A 16,188-nucleotide genomic window follows, 5' to 3' on the forward strand; every position below is an offset into this window, starting at 1 on the left:
TCCACAATTTCAGACTTAGGATACTTGTAGCATTTTCTACTAGTTTCTACTCTATAAATTATAAAAACAGTTTAAAACAGCTAAACAAAAAAACAACTAATCCTCCTGAAAGAGAACTAGTTGCCTAGTAAGGACTACGTCCTTAAATTAAGTCATCAGTACTTCTTGACGAAGAGCCTATATTTTTGTAATTAATTATTTCCGCTAATAATTTAAATTAGTTAAATCTAACATACAAAAAACATATATAGGTTAATATATGAGCTCTTTTTCACCCATTTTTTGTATGCTTTTTGTATGACTCGTTCCAATCTATTCCAGCTTATTCCCACCTATCAACGTTTACGCTTGTTCTTTTTAACCGTTTTTCTTGTTCTTTTTCATCTTACGAGCCATGGAATTCATTGCTAGCTTGCCCATCTTACCGCCCGGCATGTTGCCACCCATCATTTGTTCCATGCCATTCATGTTGCCACTTGAAACTTGTTTCATCATTTTCTTCATTTGTCCGAATTGCTTAATCATCCGATTGACCTCAACGATTGGACGACCAGCACCAGCGGCTAACCGGCGGCGGCGGCTTGGATTAAGAACATCTGGATTTTCACGTTCAGTTGGTGTCATTGAGTAAACAATGGCTTTAATGTGTTCCATGTCTTTGGGGTCCACATTAATATTTTTCATTGCTGGATTATTTGCCATCCCCGGAATCATCTTCATCACATCTTCCAGTGGGCCCATTTTTTGCACCTGTTCCATTTGATCCAAAAAGTCATTAAAATCAAACGAGTTCTCGCGCATTTTTTCCATTGTCTTTTGCGCTTGATCTTCGTCATAATCTTGCTGCGCTTTTTCAATCAGGGTGAGCATATCACCCATCCCCAAAATACGGGAAGCCATTCGATCTGGATGGAAGACATCCAGATCGGTCATTTTTTCACCTTGACCAACAAATTTGATTGGTTTACCAGTGACAGCCCGAATAGATAGCGCGGCACCACCACGGGTATCGCCATCCAACTTGGTCAAAATAACCCCGGTTAATTCTAGTTGATCATTAAATCCCTGTGCCGTTTCAACCGCATTTTGTCCGGTCATAGCATCGACAACCAGCAAAATTTCATCTGGTTTGGCTAAGTCAGCAATATTAACCAACTCACCCATCAGCTTTTCATCAATTTGCAAGCGCCCGGCGGTATCGATAATGACATAATCATTGTGCTGATCTCTAGCTTGCTGCATCCCCTGTCGCACAATTTCGACCGGATCGACATCTGTTCCTAACTGAAATACAGGAACATCAATTGATTTGGCCACTTGTTCCAATTGATCAATCGCAGCAGGACGATAAACATCGGCCGCAATAAACATCGGTCGCGCGTTTTCTTCATTTTTAAGTTTTAATGCTAATTTGCCAGCAGTAGTAGTTTTACCTGCTCCTTGCAAACCAGCCATCATAATTACGGTCGGGATCTTATCAGACTTGTTGAGAGCAACTGCCTCTGTTCCCATTGTGCTAGTTAATTCTTCATTAACAATTTTGACGATTTGTTGGGCCGGATTTAAACCCTTTAAAACCTCAGCCCCTGAAGCTCGTTCCCGAACTTGTTTAACAAAGTCCTTAACCACTTTGAAATTAACGTCGGCTTCCAGTAACGCCAATCTAATTTCACGCATTGTTTCTCGTAAATCAGCTTCGGATACTGTTGGTTTACGCCGTAATTTGGTCATCGCATTTTGGAGTCGTTCAGTTAATCCTTCAAATGCCATTAGTCATGCTCCTATTCTTCTTCCAGATTTTCAAGGTGAGCAACTAAGTCGTTCAACTTTTCATCAGTTGGATAATGGTTTTTAACGTACGCCTGAATTGTATCTGCCTGATGATTACGAGCAACAAAATCGCGGTATAAATGTAATTTGTTTTCATAATCCTCAATAATCGACTCAGTTCTCTTTATATTATCATAAACAGCTTGACGGCTGATCGAAAATTCGGCAGCAATTTCGCCCAGTGAATAATCATCGCCGTAATACAATTGCATATAATTATTTTGTTTATCAGTAAGTAGCACTTGATAAAACTCAAACAATGAGTTAATTCGATAATTCTTTTCAATTTCCATAGTTACTTATCCTTAATCATTCGTCTTGACGAGATCCTTGAATAAACCGTAGACAAACTCACTAGCATCAAATGCTTGGAGGTCATCAACTTGTTCACCAAGGCCGACCAGCTTAACTGGTAAATGTAATTCATTGCGAATGGCCAGTACAATCCCACCGCGAGCAGTCCCGTCCAACTTAGTTAACACGATCCCAGTCACATCTGTACTTTCTTTAAATAGTTTAGCCTGAGTCAGCGCATTTTGACCGGTCGTAGCGTCTAGTACCAATAATACTTCGTGCGGTGCAGTCTCAATTTCGCGACTAATAATGCGCTTCATTTTTGCCAACTCATTCATCAGGTTAACTTTATTTTGCAGTCGACCAGCTGTGTCCACAAATAAAACATCATAATTTTCATCCTTAGCTTGCTTAACAGCATCAAACACGACTGCGGCTGGATCACCTTGATCTGGGCCAGTCACAACCTTGACGTGATCACGTTTGCCCCAAACCTGCAATTGTTCTGTTGCCCCGGCGCGAAATGTATCGGCAGCGGCTAACAATACTTTTTTGCCATGCCGTTGATACATGGCCGCCATTTTGCCAATGGTCGTGGTCTTACCAACACCGTTAACACCAACAAACAAGAGCACGGTCGGACCGGTGGCAGCTAAATGAATATGGTTGTCTTCATTTTTACCCTGCTGCTCATAAATATCAACTAATTTCTCGATGATGACATTTGTCACCTCTTGTTGGCTCTTTGCATTTTGTAATTTAACTTCTTCACGCAGTTGGTCACTCAATGAAACCGCCATCTCAAAGCCAACATCAGATTCAATCAGTGCTTCCTCCAAATTATCGAAGAAATCCTCGTCAACACGTCTAAAGTTAGCTAACAAGGCATTCAATCGTGCGCCAAAGCCCGTCCGACTTTTTGCCAGGCCTTGCTCATATTTATTTTCTGTACTATTTTCAGCCGGTGCCTGCGATGATGTGTCAGGTTGTTTCGATTCTTCACCATTACCATCAGGTTCAGCAACGGAATTTGCAGCTGAACTGGCTTCACTAGTGGGTGCACTGGTCTGTTCTTCCACAACGTCTGGCTTTGCTATCTGCGTTTGCGATTGTGGTTCCGATTGCGCTGTTGCACTAGTTTCAGCTTCAGATACATTTTCAGCCTGTGTCGTTGCAGCGGATTGCGGCTGAGCTGAAGCAACTTTTTCAGCACTCGCGGAGACTTCGCTTGCTGCAGATAGTGGAACTGCATTAGTCGATTCCTCAGCAACTTGGCTTTTTGGTTCCGTTTTGTCTTTACGCTTGAATATATCAAATAGTCCCATTATATCCTCCTTTGCGGCACAAACTAACTAACTCTAACATCCTCTAACGATACCGATACCATCTTAGAAACACCTGATTCTTGCATGGTTACCCCATATAATACCTTAGCATTCATCATTGTTCCTTTGCGATGCGTCACAACAATAAATTGAGGCCCATCATCTCCATAAGTACTCAAGTAACGAGCAAAACGATTAACATTAGCTTCATCCAGCGCAGCTTCCGTTTCATCTAAAATAGCAAATGGAACTGGTCGAACAGCTAGAATTGAGAATAGCAACGTGATAGCCGTCAAAGCACGTTCCCCACCGGACAACAAACTCATCTGTTGATTTTTCTTCCCAGGTGGCTGTGCAATAATATCAATTCCAGTAGTCAACAGATCATCTGGTTTGGTTAAAACTAGTTTAGCTTGACCACCGCCAAACATTTCCACAAAGATTTTGGCAAATGCTGTGGCCACTTGTTGGAAACTGGCTTCAAATCTAGTCTTAACCTCTTGATCCATTTCTTGCATTGTTTCATTCAATTGTTGCTGTGAACCGAGTAAGTCTGTTTGTTGGTCGTGCAAAAATGTATACCGGGTGGAAACTCGTTCGTATTCTTCAATCGAACCCAAATTAACAGTGCCAATTTCATCCAATCCACGTTTTAATAATTTCAACTGAGCATTGATCTCAGCTGGAGCTAGATCACTAAGATCTTGTTTAGCTTCAGCTAAAGTCATGGCATATCGTTCCGCAAGTCGGTTCATGCCCTGGTCAATCGAAGATTCCAATCTGACGTGTCGTGCATTAACCTCGTTCAACTCATCAAGAGCCGCGCGCTGCAATTCTTGTAACCGTTCTTGTTGCGTATTTGCACTTTCAATTTGCCCGCTTAAAGACGTCAATGACTCGTTTGTTTGACTTAATTGCTGATTCGTTTGCGCTTGTGCTTGCTGTAAATCCGCCAATTGTGCGCCAGCCTGTTTTCCCTGTTGTTGCTGATTTTCTTGATTTGTAATGGTTGAATTAGTTTGTTCAGTCAATTGTTCAATCGACTGGTTATTTGTTTTGATCGCATCATTCAATGTCGCGATTTGCCCGTTTTGTTGCCGTAGCTGCTCATTTGCAACTGCCAGCCACTGTTCCTTATCATGAATTTGACTAGTTTGTGATGATGCATTTTCTTGCAATGCTTGCACCTCAATTTTACTCTGTGCAATTTGGTCCTTTAAGTTTTCAATGGTGCTGGCAATCTGTTGGTCCTGCTGTTCATTTTCTTGTAATTGCTGTTCAAAAGTAGTGTGCTCACTGGTTTGTTGCTTAACTTCAAATGCGAGTGCACTCACTTGCCGTTGAGCCACCTTTTGTTCATTTTGCAACAGGGTGGCTTTGCCAGCCACTGTCTGTAATTCGGATTGCTGCTCACTTAGCTTAGTCTGCAATTGTTCGATTAGTTGGTTGTTTGCTTTAATGGCAGCATCAAATTTACCAACCGCCGCCTCAAGCTCAGCAACTTTGGCTTGTTCAGTTTTTAATTGCTCGCTAACGTCTTGTTGTGCTTGTTGTCGCGCCAGCAATCCTTGCCGCTGTTGCTTATTTGCACCACCAGTCATTGCACCGCTGGCATTAATTAATTGGCCATCTAACGTCACTACCCGAAAACGATGTTGGCTTTGTTTAGCAATGATTGTTGCATGATCGAGATTATCAGCAATTAATGTGTTGCTGAGCAAATAATCTAATATAAATTGATAATTTTGATCAGTTTTGACCAACTCGCTGGCCAGCCCTTCTAAGCCAGTTAAATGGCTTAACTGCTGTAACAAGGACTGATTGCCAGAGCGATGTGCCAATGCATCCAACGGTAAAATAGTTGCGCGGCCTGCTCGATTAGCGACTAAAAAATTAATAATTTTCTTACCGCTTTGCTGGTTATCAACCACTAAATTTTGCAGTTGAGCGCCTAAGACAGTTTCTACTGCTGTTGTATACCGCGAAGGCGCATTCAGTAGTTCAGACACTGGACCCAACAGCCCAGGAAATTGTTGCCTGTGTTGGAGCACAAAACGAACTCCCTGATAAAAACCCGCATAGTCAGCCTCTAATGATTTATAACTATTAATGCGGGCTTGAATCGTTTGTACCTGACCTAAAGATTGATACCATTGCTTTTGTTGGCGCTCATATTGCGTTTGCAATTGCTTGCGCCGCGTTTGCTCTTGATTTAATTGCGTTGTGGTATCAGTAACTAACGACTGTTGCTGCTCTAATTCAATTTTAAGTTGATCTTGGCGCTGGTTTAATTGCGAGAGCTTTTGTTGGCTGGTATTTAATTCAATTCCAGCTTGAGTTTGTCTTTTTTGGCCTTGCTCATGATTGTGCAGTAAGTAGGTCTTTTGATTATGCACGGTGGTCAATTCCTGCATTTTATCAACCTGTGTCGCTTGTAAATCCTCGATCTGCTTAGTCAGTTGCTGTTGATGCTCTTCAACACTCATTTGCTTTAGTTGACTTAGCGCTGCTTGATTTGTTTTAATCAATTTTGCTTGGTCGTCACGCTTAGCTTTTCGTTCAATCAACTTTTCTTGATTGTCTTTTAGTTGCTGTTTAACTTGAGCTAATCGATTTTTTATTTGTTCTAAATTAGCCTTTTCATGATTTGTGCGCTCAGCACTAATACTTTTAGTATTTGTTAAATCAGCGATCTGCTTGGTTTGAATCAGTAAGTCATTTTGTAGCTTGTCTTTCGTCACACTGAGGCGATTTTGTTGTTGTTTTAACTGATTCAGTTCCTGATTTGCTTGGTCAGTCTGTTGATCATATTTGACACTTAACTTTTTAGCATTAGTCAGTCGGTGATCAATTTCTTGCAATTGTTGTTGATTTTTCTCAATATCAAGAACCGTTTTTGTTTTATCTAGCTGGTCAAACCGCTGCTTTTGTTCTTGATAATCTTTGGCAAGTGCGCTTTGCTGTGCTAATGGTTCCATTTGGGTTTCTAACTCGGTAATAATATCATTGACGCGGTGCAAGTTATCGTTAGTTTCACCTAATCGCTTTTCTGCTGTATCCTTATTTTTCTTGTATTTAGCAACCCCGGCCACTTCTTCAATCACAGCACGTCGGTCTTCAGGCTTACCGTTAAAAATAGCTTCCACTCGTCCTTGAGAAATGATTGAAAATGATTCACGGCCCAGACCTGAATCCATGAACAAATCCAGTACATCCTTAAGACGGCAGTCATTACCATTAATCAAATATTGACTATCACCGTTACGATACAGGCGGCGGGTAATTTTTATTTCTGTGTAATCACTAGCTAAATAGTGGTCCTGATTATCAAATGTAATCGAAACCTCGGCTCGATTGAGCGGTTTTCTAGTCGCTGAGCCCGCAAAAATAACATCTGCCATCTTGCCGCCACGTAGATCTTTAGCCGATTGCTCGCCCATCACCCAGCGAATGGCCTCAATAATATTACTTTTACCACTACCGTTAGGTCCTACAATGCCAGTCATGCCAGCCATAAATTCAATTTTTGTTTTCTGCGCAAATGATTTAAAACCATTTAGCTCCAATGAAATTAGTCGCATTTCATTCTCCCAATCTATTTACCGACTTGTCGTAATTTAGTTAGTGCATTTTCAGCAGCCTGCATTTCAGCATGTTTTTTAGATGTACCAGTACCCACACCAATTTGGCGTTCATCTGCTTGCACTTCCACTTGGTACTGCCGGTCATTATCTGGTCCATTTTCGTCAATGACGACATATTCAATATCAACATCACCATTTCGCTGTAGAAACTCTTGTAAACTAGTCTTGTAATCCACGGCATGGTCAAACCACCCTTGATCTAACTTGGGGAAAATAACTTGGCTGATGAATTTTTCAACTGCTGCTTTTCCCTGGTCTAAATAAAGGGCACCAATAAATGATTCAAAAATATCACACAATAATGATGGCCGTTTGCGTGCACCAGCCATTTCCTCACCATGACCTAATCGAATATATTGGTCAAAGTTACACTCCAGGGCAAATTTACTAAAACTATCTTCTTGTACCATTGCTGCTCGTAAGCGGCTCAATTTTCCTTGAGGAAGTTCTGGATAGCGTTGATAAATATACTCTGAAACAGTTAGTTGTAAGACAGCATCACCCAAAAATTCGATGCGTTCATAATATTTAAGTCCCTGATTAGGATGTTCATTAACATACGATGCTTGCGTAAAGGCCTCTTCCAGTAACTTAGGATTATCAAAATGAATCCCAAAATTGGTGGCCAAATTTTCTTCTAATTGTTTAGTCATTTTTCCTCCAGCATAGTTCATATAACAGACATTATACGTGTTTTTAAGTCGTAGTGAAAGGAATTTCAATACGAGCAAAAGGACCGATGACAAATAAATTGCCGCGGTCCCCCAGTTCGATCCATCAATGTTTTGTTACTAACCTTGGTTGGCAGCAATGTAATCAACTACCTCACCAATTGTACTCAGTTTTTCAGCTTCGCTATCAGAAATTTCAGCCCCAAAGGTATCCTCAATTTCAAGCACGAATTCAACAAAATCAATTGAATCAGCATTTAAATCAGTTTTTAAATTCAGTTCATTAGTGACTTTGGCCCGATCAATATCAAAATGATCCACAACTATTGCCGAGACTTTATCAAAAATTTCTTGTTTTTCCATCTTAACTTGCTCCTCATCATCATTTACACTCAACTAGTTTAGCCGTTTTGGCTCGAATTGTCTACGTCTTTTGGTTGATCAACGACACCAAAGTGTGTCACTGTTTCATCGATCACTTTAGTCGTCAACATTTCATGGATTTGGCTAATCGTATTTTTGACTGCATCTGCTTTAGAAGAGCCATGTGTTTTGACCACAGGTGCCTTTAGGCCTAACAACACGGCACCACCATAATTGGATGTGCCCATGACTTCACCAATTTGGCTAAACACTGGTTTTAGCAGTAAATAACCTAACTTTGCACGTAACCCACCATTTAAAATACCGTGTTTAATTAATGACAACATCATCTTGGCAGTTCCTTCAGTTGCTTTCAATGCTGCATTACCGCTCCAACCATCTGTCACCACTACATCGGCCTTGCCGACTAGTAGTTCGGTGGCTTCAACATTACCCACAAATTTTAATGCCGGATCATCGTGAAGTAGTTGCCAGACAGCTTTGTGCATCCGGTCGCCTTTGTCTTCTTCAGCACCATTATTTAACAATGCGATTCGTGGTTCTTTGACCTTGAGAACCTTCTGGGCATAAAATTTTCCCAAATAGGCAAATTGAACTAAATTCTTTTCTTTACTCTCGGCGTTAGCACCAGTATCTAAATAGACAAAATTTTGTTGACTAGTAGTGGGGTTAGCAACTGGTAACACAGACGTCAAACCAGGTCGGTCAATGCCTTTAATTCGACCCACGATAAATAGTCCGGCTGCTAACACTGCACCGGTGTTTCCAGCTGAGAAAAACGCGTCGGCATCACCATTTTTAACAGCAGTAGCTGCTCTAACAATCGATGAATCCTTTTTAGTTCGAATTGCTTTGACAGGTTCTTCGCCCATTTCAATTGTTTCCGTGGTAGCAATTAGCTGCAACCGTTCATGATTTTCGATCAACGGTGCCACTTGTTCTTGGGTACCATATAAATCAAATTCAATATCAGGATATAGGTCGCGTGCTTGTTCAACGCCTTTAATAATTTCTTGTGGTGCGTGGTCGCCACCCATGGCGTCTACTGCAATTTTCATATGATAAAATCCTTTCTTTAATCAAAGTGTGTTTGAAGTTGGTGCCGTTGCAAATATTGCACTAATGGCAAATTGTCCGTTTGTGTATCCCAATTTTCAGTAGCTAACAAATCAGCAGCATCAGATTGGGCCGTTTGAAGCATTTTTAGATCACCAACCGGATCCCCCACTCTAAAATCTGGTAGCCCTGATTGCTTTTGACCTAAGACATCTCCAGCACCCCGTAACTCTAAGTCCCGTTGTGCAACCACAAAGCCATCAGTAGTCTCCACCATTGTTTGCATTCGTTGAATTCCAACTTGATTCTTTGGATCTGCAATTAACAAACAGTAACCTTGTTTATGGCCTCGCCCAACACGACCACGAAGTTGATGTAACTGTGCTAAACCAAATCGATCCGCATCATAAACCATCATGACGGTAGCATTGGCAACATCGACCCCAACTTCAATCACAGTAGTTGAAACTAATAATTGAATTTGATTATCTTTGAATAATTGCATGGTCTGTTCTTTTTCATCATTTGATAAACGGCCATGCAGCAATCCGACCTTAAATTCTGGCTCAAAATATTGTTTCAGTTTCTCATAAAGTTCTTCCGCATTCCGAACATCCAAAGACTCGGATTGTTCGATTAACGGTGTCACAACATATATCTGCGAACCTTGCTGCAACTGTTTTAACACAAACTCCAACGCAACACCAGTCTGATTACTTCGCAGCCATTTAGTTTCAATCGGCTGGCGTCCTTGGGGCATTTCTCCAATAATTGAGACATCCATTTCACCATAAGCCGTAATTGCTAGTGTCCGCGGAATCGGTGTCGCTGTCATCGCTAGTACGTCCGGGTGTTCTCCTTTTTCACGTAACTTTTGCCGTTGGTTAACCCCGAAACGATGTTGTTCGTCCGTGACAATCAAGCCCAGATTAGCGTACTCAACTGAATCTTGAATTAGCGCATGAGTCCCAATAATTAAGTTCACGCCCCCTTGCTTAATCTGCTTGAGCAACTGTGTATGTTGTTTGGTCGTCATCGATCCAGTTAACAATGCAATTGAAACTGGTAGGCCCTCAAATAGACGAGCAAAATTATCAGCATGCTGAGCTGCTAAAATCTCAGTGGGAACCATTAATGCTGTCTGATAACCCGCTGTAATTGTCGCATACATCGCAATTGCAGCAACAATGGTCTTACCTGAACCAACATCGCCTTGAAGCAATCGATTCATTTGAATTGGCCGACGTAAATCACGGCAAATTTCGTTAACTACCTTTTTTTGCGCACCAGTTAATTCATAGTCCAATGAGCCGATAAATGTTTTTAATTCATCATTATGATATAAAATGGACAGACCATCTTCAGCCTGATTTTCTCGTTTCAATGCTTGAATTCGTAATTGAAATAAAAAAAATTCTTCGTACGCAGCACTCCGTCTGGCCAATTTAGCTGTATGTTCATCACTGGGGAAGTGCATTTCTTTAATCATCTGGGCCCGTGGTAACAAACTGTAAGCTGTGATTAGCGCTGGCGGTAACAGTGTCGCAATCACGTGTTGATATTGTTTAAAAGCAGTAGCAATGAATTTCTTGATTGTATTAGCCTTAATTTGCTTGTTGGCCGGATAAATGGCTGCTAATTCGCCTGAATCCATCGCAATTAATTTCATTCCAGTCAAGCGAGCATGAATTGCGTCCCATTTTCCATAAACTGCTAAGTCTTTGCCAAGTTCAATCTTGTCTTTTAAATATGGCTGATTAAAAAAAGTCACCATCACAACATCTTGATCGACTAATACACGAAAGCTTAAACGATTTTTTTTATAACCAAATCTGGCAATCACCGGTTCGGACATAACTGTCCCTTTAAGTGTTAATTTTTCTTGATCGCCCGCTGTCGCTAAAGACCGAATTTCAAAATTATCATATCGGGTCGGATAGTACGTTAATAAGTCTTCAACTGTCTGAATGCCTAAACTAGCAAGGGCTGTTACCCGTTTTGGGCCAACCCCGCTAATTAAGCTAACTGAATCTTGCAAACTTAGCATATTTTCCTTCCCCTTTATTGCTAACATAAAAATGATCGTTCCAAAACAATAGCTTTGGTCCGATCATCAGTGTTAATTTTATTCAACTGAAATCAAATAAGGATACACAGGTTGACCACCAGGATGAATTTCAACTTCTAGCTCATCATCAATTTCATAAATTGCATCTTCTATTTGTTTAGCTGTATTTTCATCACCATCGGCACCATAGATGATCGTGACGATTTCACTATCAGAATCTAGCATCTTTTTAACCATTGCGACTGCAGTTGCTTCAATTTTAGAATCAGTAACTTCGATTGTACCGTCAACAATGCCCATGAAATCATCTTTTTTAATTGAAACACCATCGATCGTGGTGTCCCGAATTGCATTAGTTACCTCGCCACTTTTAACTGAATCAAGGTTACTTTCCATCGCAGTTTGGTTATCGGCCAGCGTACTTTCTGGGTTAAATTCCAGTAAGGATGCCATGCCCTGAGCAATTGTTTTGCTGTGGACGATTTTGGTTGGAACACTTGTGACTTGTGCTGCCTGATCAGCCGCCATGAAAATATTACCATTATTTGGTAGTACAATTGCCTCTTTAGCACCGCTAGCTTCAATCGCTGAAACAATGTCTTCCGTGCTGGGGTTCATTGTTTGACCACCGCTGATAATTTTAGTGACACCAAGGCTCTCAAATAAGGTACCAATGCCATCACCGCTTGAAACAGCAATCACCGCCGTTTTGGCAGGTGCTTTTTCTGGCTTTGGTGCCGCCGCAGGAGTCACCTGGTCATCTTTTTCCATAATACTTTCTTGTTGCCAACGCATATTATCAACTTTAACTTTTTGTAGGTCACCGAACTCTTGACCCCATGCTAAAACCTTACCAGGATGTTCTGTGTGGACATGTACCTTAACAATTTCCTCATCATTAACAACTAAAAGACTGTCTCCAAGTTCAGCTAAATATTGATAAAATTCATCGTAATCAAACCGTTTGTCAACTTCCTTACCACGACCAATACGAACCATGATCTCTGTACAGTAGCCGTACACAATGTCAGCAGGATTAAGTTGTCCTTGAGCACTGCGATGGTGTTCAGCATTAATCATTTCGTCCATTTCAGCATTATCAGGGGTGTGCAAATCATCTTCACTAATTTCCCCACTAAGTGCCTCGCAAAAGGCCTGCAATACAAAGGTTAATCCTTGGCCACCAGAATCAACGACTCCAACTTCTTTGAGCACCGGTAATAAATCTGGAGTTGATTTTAATGCAGTTTTAGCTGCTTCGTAAATTGCTTGTAATACTTCAACTAGATCATCAGACTTGCTAGCAGCCTGATTACCAGCCTTGGCTGATTCTCGAACAACCGTTAAAATTGTACCTTCAGTTGGCTTCATGACAGCTTTATAAGCTGTTTTAGCGCCGTTAGCATAACCAGCAGCAAAGCTCTTCGCGGTTAGGGCTTCATGCCCTTCAATTCCTTTAGAAAAGCCGCGAAATATTTGTGATAATATCACACCAGAATTACCCCGAGCACCCATTAACAAGCCCTTGGCAAGTGCTGCTGCTAAATCATCTACGCGTGTGCTGCTTTCTTCGTGAACATACTTAGCACCGCTGGCCAGCGACATACTCATGTTTGTGCCAGTATCGCCATCGGGTACTGGAAAAACATTTAATGAATTAATAAATTCGGCGTTTTGTGTCAAGCGGGTTGTTGCCGCCTGAACCATCTGGCCGAATTCAAGATTTGTAATTTTTGTTACTGTCAAATTGACTTCCTCCTGACGATCTCACACTAATTAATCGGCTAGTACGCGTACGCCTTGAACAAATACGTTTACCGAATTAGCCGTTACGCCAAGCATCGATTCTAGGTTGTACTTTACTTTATCTTGGACACTCTTAGAAACTTCCGAGATTTTAGTGCCATAACCAACAATAATGTTCACATCAACTGAGATGCCGTTTTTTTGTTGCAAAACAACAACCCCTTTGCTATAGCTTTCTCTTCTTAAAATATCATTAACATTATCTCGAATTTGATTACGGCTCGCCATCCCAACAACACCATAATTGTCAGTGGCTGCACCACCAACGACTGTGGCGATCACGTCATTAGTAATATCGATCGTGCCATATTGGGTTTTAATCTTTACTGCCATCTTAATGGCCCCCTCTTTTAAACTTTAAATTTCACTAGTACATAATAACATACCATGGTAACGATAAAAAGCAAATTAACCGACTGATGCTACCTAACTGCGAGCCGAGTGGATTTGTGTGTAAAGTATAATTACTTGAAAGAAATTCTTGCAATGTTGCTGTTCCTATGGTAAATTATTTAGGTGAGTTATCGCGCACATGCGCACAATTAAATTGATGAGAAGAGGAGGGGTTAGACATGGCAAAAGATTTTATCACTGGTAAACGGACACGTTTTGGTAACAAACGTTCTCACGCCCTTAACTCAAGCCGTCGCAGTTGGAAGCCTAATTTGAAAAAAGTTACGATCTTAGTAAATGGTAAGCCTAAAAAAGTTTACGTTTCTGCACGAACTTTGAAATCAGGTAAAGTGACCCGAGTTTAATTATAATTGATTAATAAAAAAGAGCTGTTCTCAATCGAGAATTGCTCTTTTTTATTGCACAATTAATCTTTACTTTGAATTACCGCCACTACTCCCATTTCAAATGAAAAATGATTAGTTGTTCCCACAAACTCATTACTAGCCCACGAAATTGGATAATCGCTACCAAACTGATGTAACTGATATTTTTCATCGGTTAATGTAAGTCCCTTAACTGCAGTTAAGTTCACAAACGCCAGATATTTTTTATCTGGTTCTTTTTTGATCTCATATTCGCCCGGTAAAAAGAAGCACACCGTATTTTGCTGATCAATAAATCTAATTCGACTGGCAAAGGGACGCAAACTATCAGATAACACCAAAAACAAATTGGCAAGCAGGTGATCCAACCGTCCACCTGTAGCCCCATAAATATCGATTCTAGTTGCCTTTAACTGTTTAAGCGCAATTGAAACCCCAATTTGTGTATCCGTTAAATCCTTTTCTGGTGGGAATTGCTGAATATCTGCCACGGATTGTCGTAACTGTGCTAATTCATTCGAACTAATCGAATCAAAATCACCAGCAGCTACTTTGGGAATAACACCAAGTTTAATCAATCTGAGAGCACCGCGATCAATACCAACCCAATCACCAACTATGCCCCCCTGTGTTAATTGTTTCGGCCATTGTTGCGTTGGTCCACCAACCAAAATATTAACTTTATTGCCGTTTACTTTCATTTCAAATTCCTCTTCATAAAATTAAAAAAGAGTATGAACAAGATTCACGCTCTTAGAGTAATTATTATTTGGTTGCCGTTTTAATGGCATTCATTTTAGCAACTGGATCAGTTGCATTAAAGACATATGAACCAGCAACCGCTACTGTAGCCCCTGCTTTGTAACAAGCAACCACAGTTTCATTATTAACGCCACCATCAATTTCAATATCAAAATTATAGCCATTGGCTTGTTTCAATTGACTCAATTCAGCAATTTTAGCCACTGTTTCTGGCAAAAATTTTTGCCCGCCAAAGCCAGGATTAACCGTCATCACTAGTACTTGATCAACCATCCCTAGTACAGGGGTAATTTGCGATACTGGTGTACCAGGATTAATTACCACTTCAGCTTTGACACCACCATTTTTGATGATTTGAAGTGCCCGATGAATATGAGCAGTTGCTTCAACTTGAACGCCAATAATGTCGGCACCAGCTTCAATAAAGTCTGGCAACAAATGCTCAGGCTGTTGGACCATCAAATGAACATCTAATACCAACTTTGAAATTGGTCGAATTGCTTTCACAAAACCAGGACCATATGAAATACTAGGAACGAATGTACCGTCCATTACATCAATGTGCAGGTACTCTGCCCCGCCTTGTTCCACTTTTTCAATGTCACGTTGTAAATTAACATAATCCGCACTTAAAATTGATGGCGCTACTTTAATCATTAATAATTCCTCATTTCTTGTAATTTGGTTTTTGTGCCACAATCAAGTCATGAAATTGACTGTAGTTATTATACCGACTTTCCATTATTGTACCATTTGCAACAGCCTCTTTCACTGCACAATTAGGTTCTTTTAAGTGGAGACAACCCCGAAAACGGCAGTTTTTGCCAATTTCTGCCATTTCAGGAAAATATAATGGGAGTTGTTCATTTGTCATGTCAAACGTTTCGTAGGAAGAAAAACCGGGTGTATCAGCAATTAGGCTATTATCAATATTAAGCAAGCTCACTTTGCGCGTCGTATGTTTACCACGTTGTAAGGCTTGCGAAATCACACCAGTGGGCAATGCCAAGCTAGGAACGAGGTGGTTTAATAAGGTAGATTTGCCTGCTCCGGTTTGGCCCATCACAACACCAATTTGATTACTAATTAATTTTCTTAACGCTACCAGCGACTGTTTTTCAAAGGGGTCATGAGACATGATGACAGCGTATCCAGCTTCTTGATAGCCCTTTACAATCACATTAATTGCATCATATTCAGCTTGATTCAATAAATCAGTTTTGGTGAAATAAATAATCGCCTTAATTTTTTGTGCTTCCAGTGCTACTAGTTGACGATCTAATAAATTGGTAGAAAAAATTGGTTCCCTAACGGCAGTCACAACGATGGCAACATCAACATTTGCAATTGGTGGCCGTGTCAGGGCATTTTTTCGCGGTAATACTTTTAGCAAATAACCTTCATGTCGGTTTTGACCATCAAACTCAACTTGATCACCCACCATTGGTTTGATTTTCTTCTGCCGAAAGTTACCACGACCACGAGTACGATATAACTCATTATCAGATAATACATCGTAAAAGCCACTGAGTGATTGTTGGATAATTCCTTTTTTCACATTTTTCCCCT

The 16,188-nt window shown here is 40.6% G+C and carries 14 protein-coding genes; 1 reads left to right on the forward strand and 13 read right to left on the reverse strand.

Features of this window, described 5'->3' with window-relative positions:
* Nucleotides 1–357: 357 nt before the first annotated feature.
* The 10 genes from ffh to WDC_RS04590 all read right to left on the reverse strand — a co-directional run bounded on the left by ffh (nucleotide 358) and on the right by WDC_RS04590 (nucleotide 13,411).
* Nucleotides 358–1,770 carry a signal recognition particle protein gene (ffh, locus tag WDC_RS04545; protein ID WP_156127002.1) on the reverse strand — a complete coding sequence of 471 codons (1,413 nt, stop codon included), beginning with the start codon at nucleotides 1,768–1,770 and terminating at the stop codon, nucleotides 358–360.
* An 11-nt stretch (nucleotides 1,771–1,781) separates the two neighbouring features.
* Entirely contained in the window at nucleotides 1,782–2,123 is a 342-nt protein-coding gene (locus tag WDC_RS04550) for a putative DNA-binding protein (RefSeq protein WP_044010692.1), read from the reverse strand.
* A 12-nt stretch (nucleotides 2,124–2,135) separates the two neighbouring features.
* Nucleotides 2,136–3,449 (reverse strand): signal recognition particle-docking protein FtsY, encoded by a 1,314-nt coding sequence (gene ftsY, locus WDC_RS04555; RefSeq protein WP_044010693.1) that lies wholly within the window; start codon nucleotides 3,447–3,449, stop codon nucleotides 2,136–2,138.
* Between the two features lie 23 nt (nucleotides 3,450–3,472).
* Entirely contained in the window at nucleotides 3,473–7,030 is a 3,558-nt protein-coding gene (smc, locus tag WDC_RS04560; RefSeq protein WP_044010694.1) for a chromosome segregation protein SMC, read from the reverse strand.
* A gap of 14 nt (nucleotides 7,031–7,044) precedes the next feature.
* Nucleotides 7,045–7,746 carry a ribonuclease III gene (gene rnc, locus WDC_RS04565; RefSeq protein ID WP_044010695.1) on the reverse strand — a complete coding sequence of 234 codons (702 nt, stop codon included), beginning with the start codon at nucleotides 7,744–7,746 and terminating at the stop codon, nucleotides 7,045–7,047.
* Between the two features lie 138 nt (nucleotides 7,747–7,884).
* Nucleotides 7,885–8,127: an acyl carrier protein gene (acpP, locus tag WDC_RS04570; protein ID WP_044010696.1), complete on the reverse strand. Its 243-nt coding sequence runs from the start codon at nucleotides 8,125–8,127 to the stop codon at nucleotides 7,885–7,887.
* Nucleotides 8,128–8,165: 38 nt separating this feature from the next.
* Complete coding sequence (gene plsX, locus WDC_RS04575) at nucleotides 8,166–9,206, reverse strand: phosphate acyltransferase PlsX (RefSeq protein ID WP_044010697.1); 1,041 nt, start codon at nucleotides 9,204–9,206, stop codon at nucleotides 8,166–8,168.
* Between the two features lie 17 nt (nucleotides 9,207–9,223).
* On the reverse strand, nucleotides 9,224–11,251 hold the full coding sequence (recG, locus tag WDC_RS04580; RefSeq protein WP_044010698.1) for an ATP-dependent DNA helicase RecG: 2,028 nt from the start codon (nucleotides 11,249–11,251) through the stop codon (nucleotides 9,224–9,226).
* 78 nt (nucleotides 11,252–11,329) lie between these two features.
* Complete coding sequence (locus WDC_RS04585) at nucleotides 11,330–13,018, reverse strand: DAK2 domain-containing protein (protein WP_044010699.1); 1,689 nt, start codon at nucleotides 13,016–13,018, stop codon at nucleotides 11,330–11,332.
* A 30-nt stretch (nucleotides 13,019–13,048) separates the two neighbouring features.
* On the reverse strand, nucleotides 13,049–13,411 hold the full coding sequence (locus WDC_RS04590; RefSeq protein ID WP_044010700.1) for an Asp23/Gls24 family envelope stress response protein: 363 nt from the start codon (nucleotides 13,409–13,411) through the stop codon (nucleotides 13,049–13,051).
* 239 nt (nucleotides 13,412–13,650) lie between these two features.
* Between WDC_RS04590 and rpmB the strand changes: the two genes are divergently transcribed.
* Nucleotides 13,651–13,836 carry a 50S ribosomal protein L28 gene (gene rpmB, locus WDC_RS04595; protein WP_044010701.1) on the forward strand — a complete coding sequence of 62 codons (186 nt, stop codon included), beginning with the start codon at nucleotides 13,651–13,653 and terminating at the stop codon, nucleotides 13,834–13,836.
* 62 nt (nucleotides 13,837–13,898) lie between these two features.
* On the opposite strand, the gene WDC_RS04600 is transcribed toward rpmB, so the two are convergent.
* The 3 genes from WDC_RS04600 to rsgA form a co-directional block, all read right to left on the reverse strand.
* Nucleotides 13,899–14,558 (reverse strand): thiamine diphosphokinase, encoded by a 660-nt coding sequence (locus WDC_RS04600; RefSeq protein WP_044010702.1) that lies wholly within the window; start codon nucleotides 14,556–14,558, stop codon nucleotides 13,899–13,901.
* A gap of 64 nt (nucleotides 14,559–14,622) precedes the next feature.
* Nucleotides 14,623–15,276 carry a ribulose-phosphate 3-epimerase gene (rpe, locus tag WDC_RS04605; RefSeq protein WP_044010703.1) on the reverse strand — a complete coding sequence of 218 codons (654 nt, stop codon included), beginning with the start codon at nucleotides 15,274–15,276 and terminating at the stop codon, nucleotides 14,623–14,625.
* Nucleotides 15,277–15,286: 10 nt separating this feature from the next.
* Nucleotides 15,287–16,177 (reverse strand): ribosome small subunit-dependent GTPase A, encoded by an 891-nt coding sequence (rsgA, locus tag WDC_RS04610; protein WP_044010704.1) that lies wholly within the window; start codon nucleotides 16,175–16,177, stop codon nucleotides 15,287–15,289.
* Nucleotides 16,178–16,188 lie beyond the last annotated feature (11 nt).

This window comes from Paucilactobacillus wasatchensis (assembly GCF_000876205.1).
In the GTDB taxonomy this organism is placed as follows: domain Bacteria; phylum Bacillota; class Bacilli; order Lactobacillales; family Lactobacillaceae; genus Paucilactobacillus; species Paucilactobacillus wasatchensis.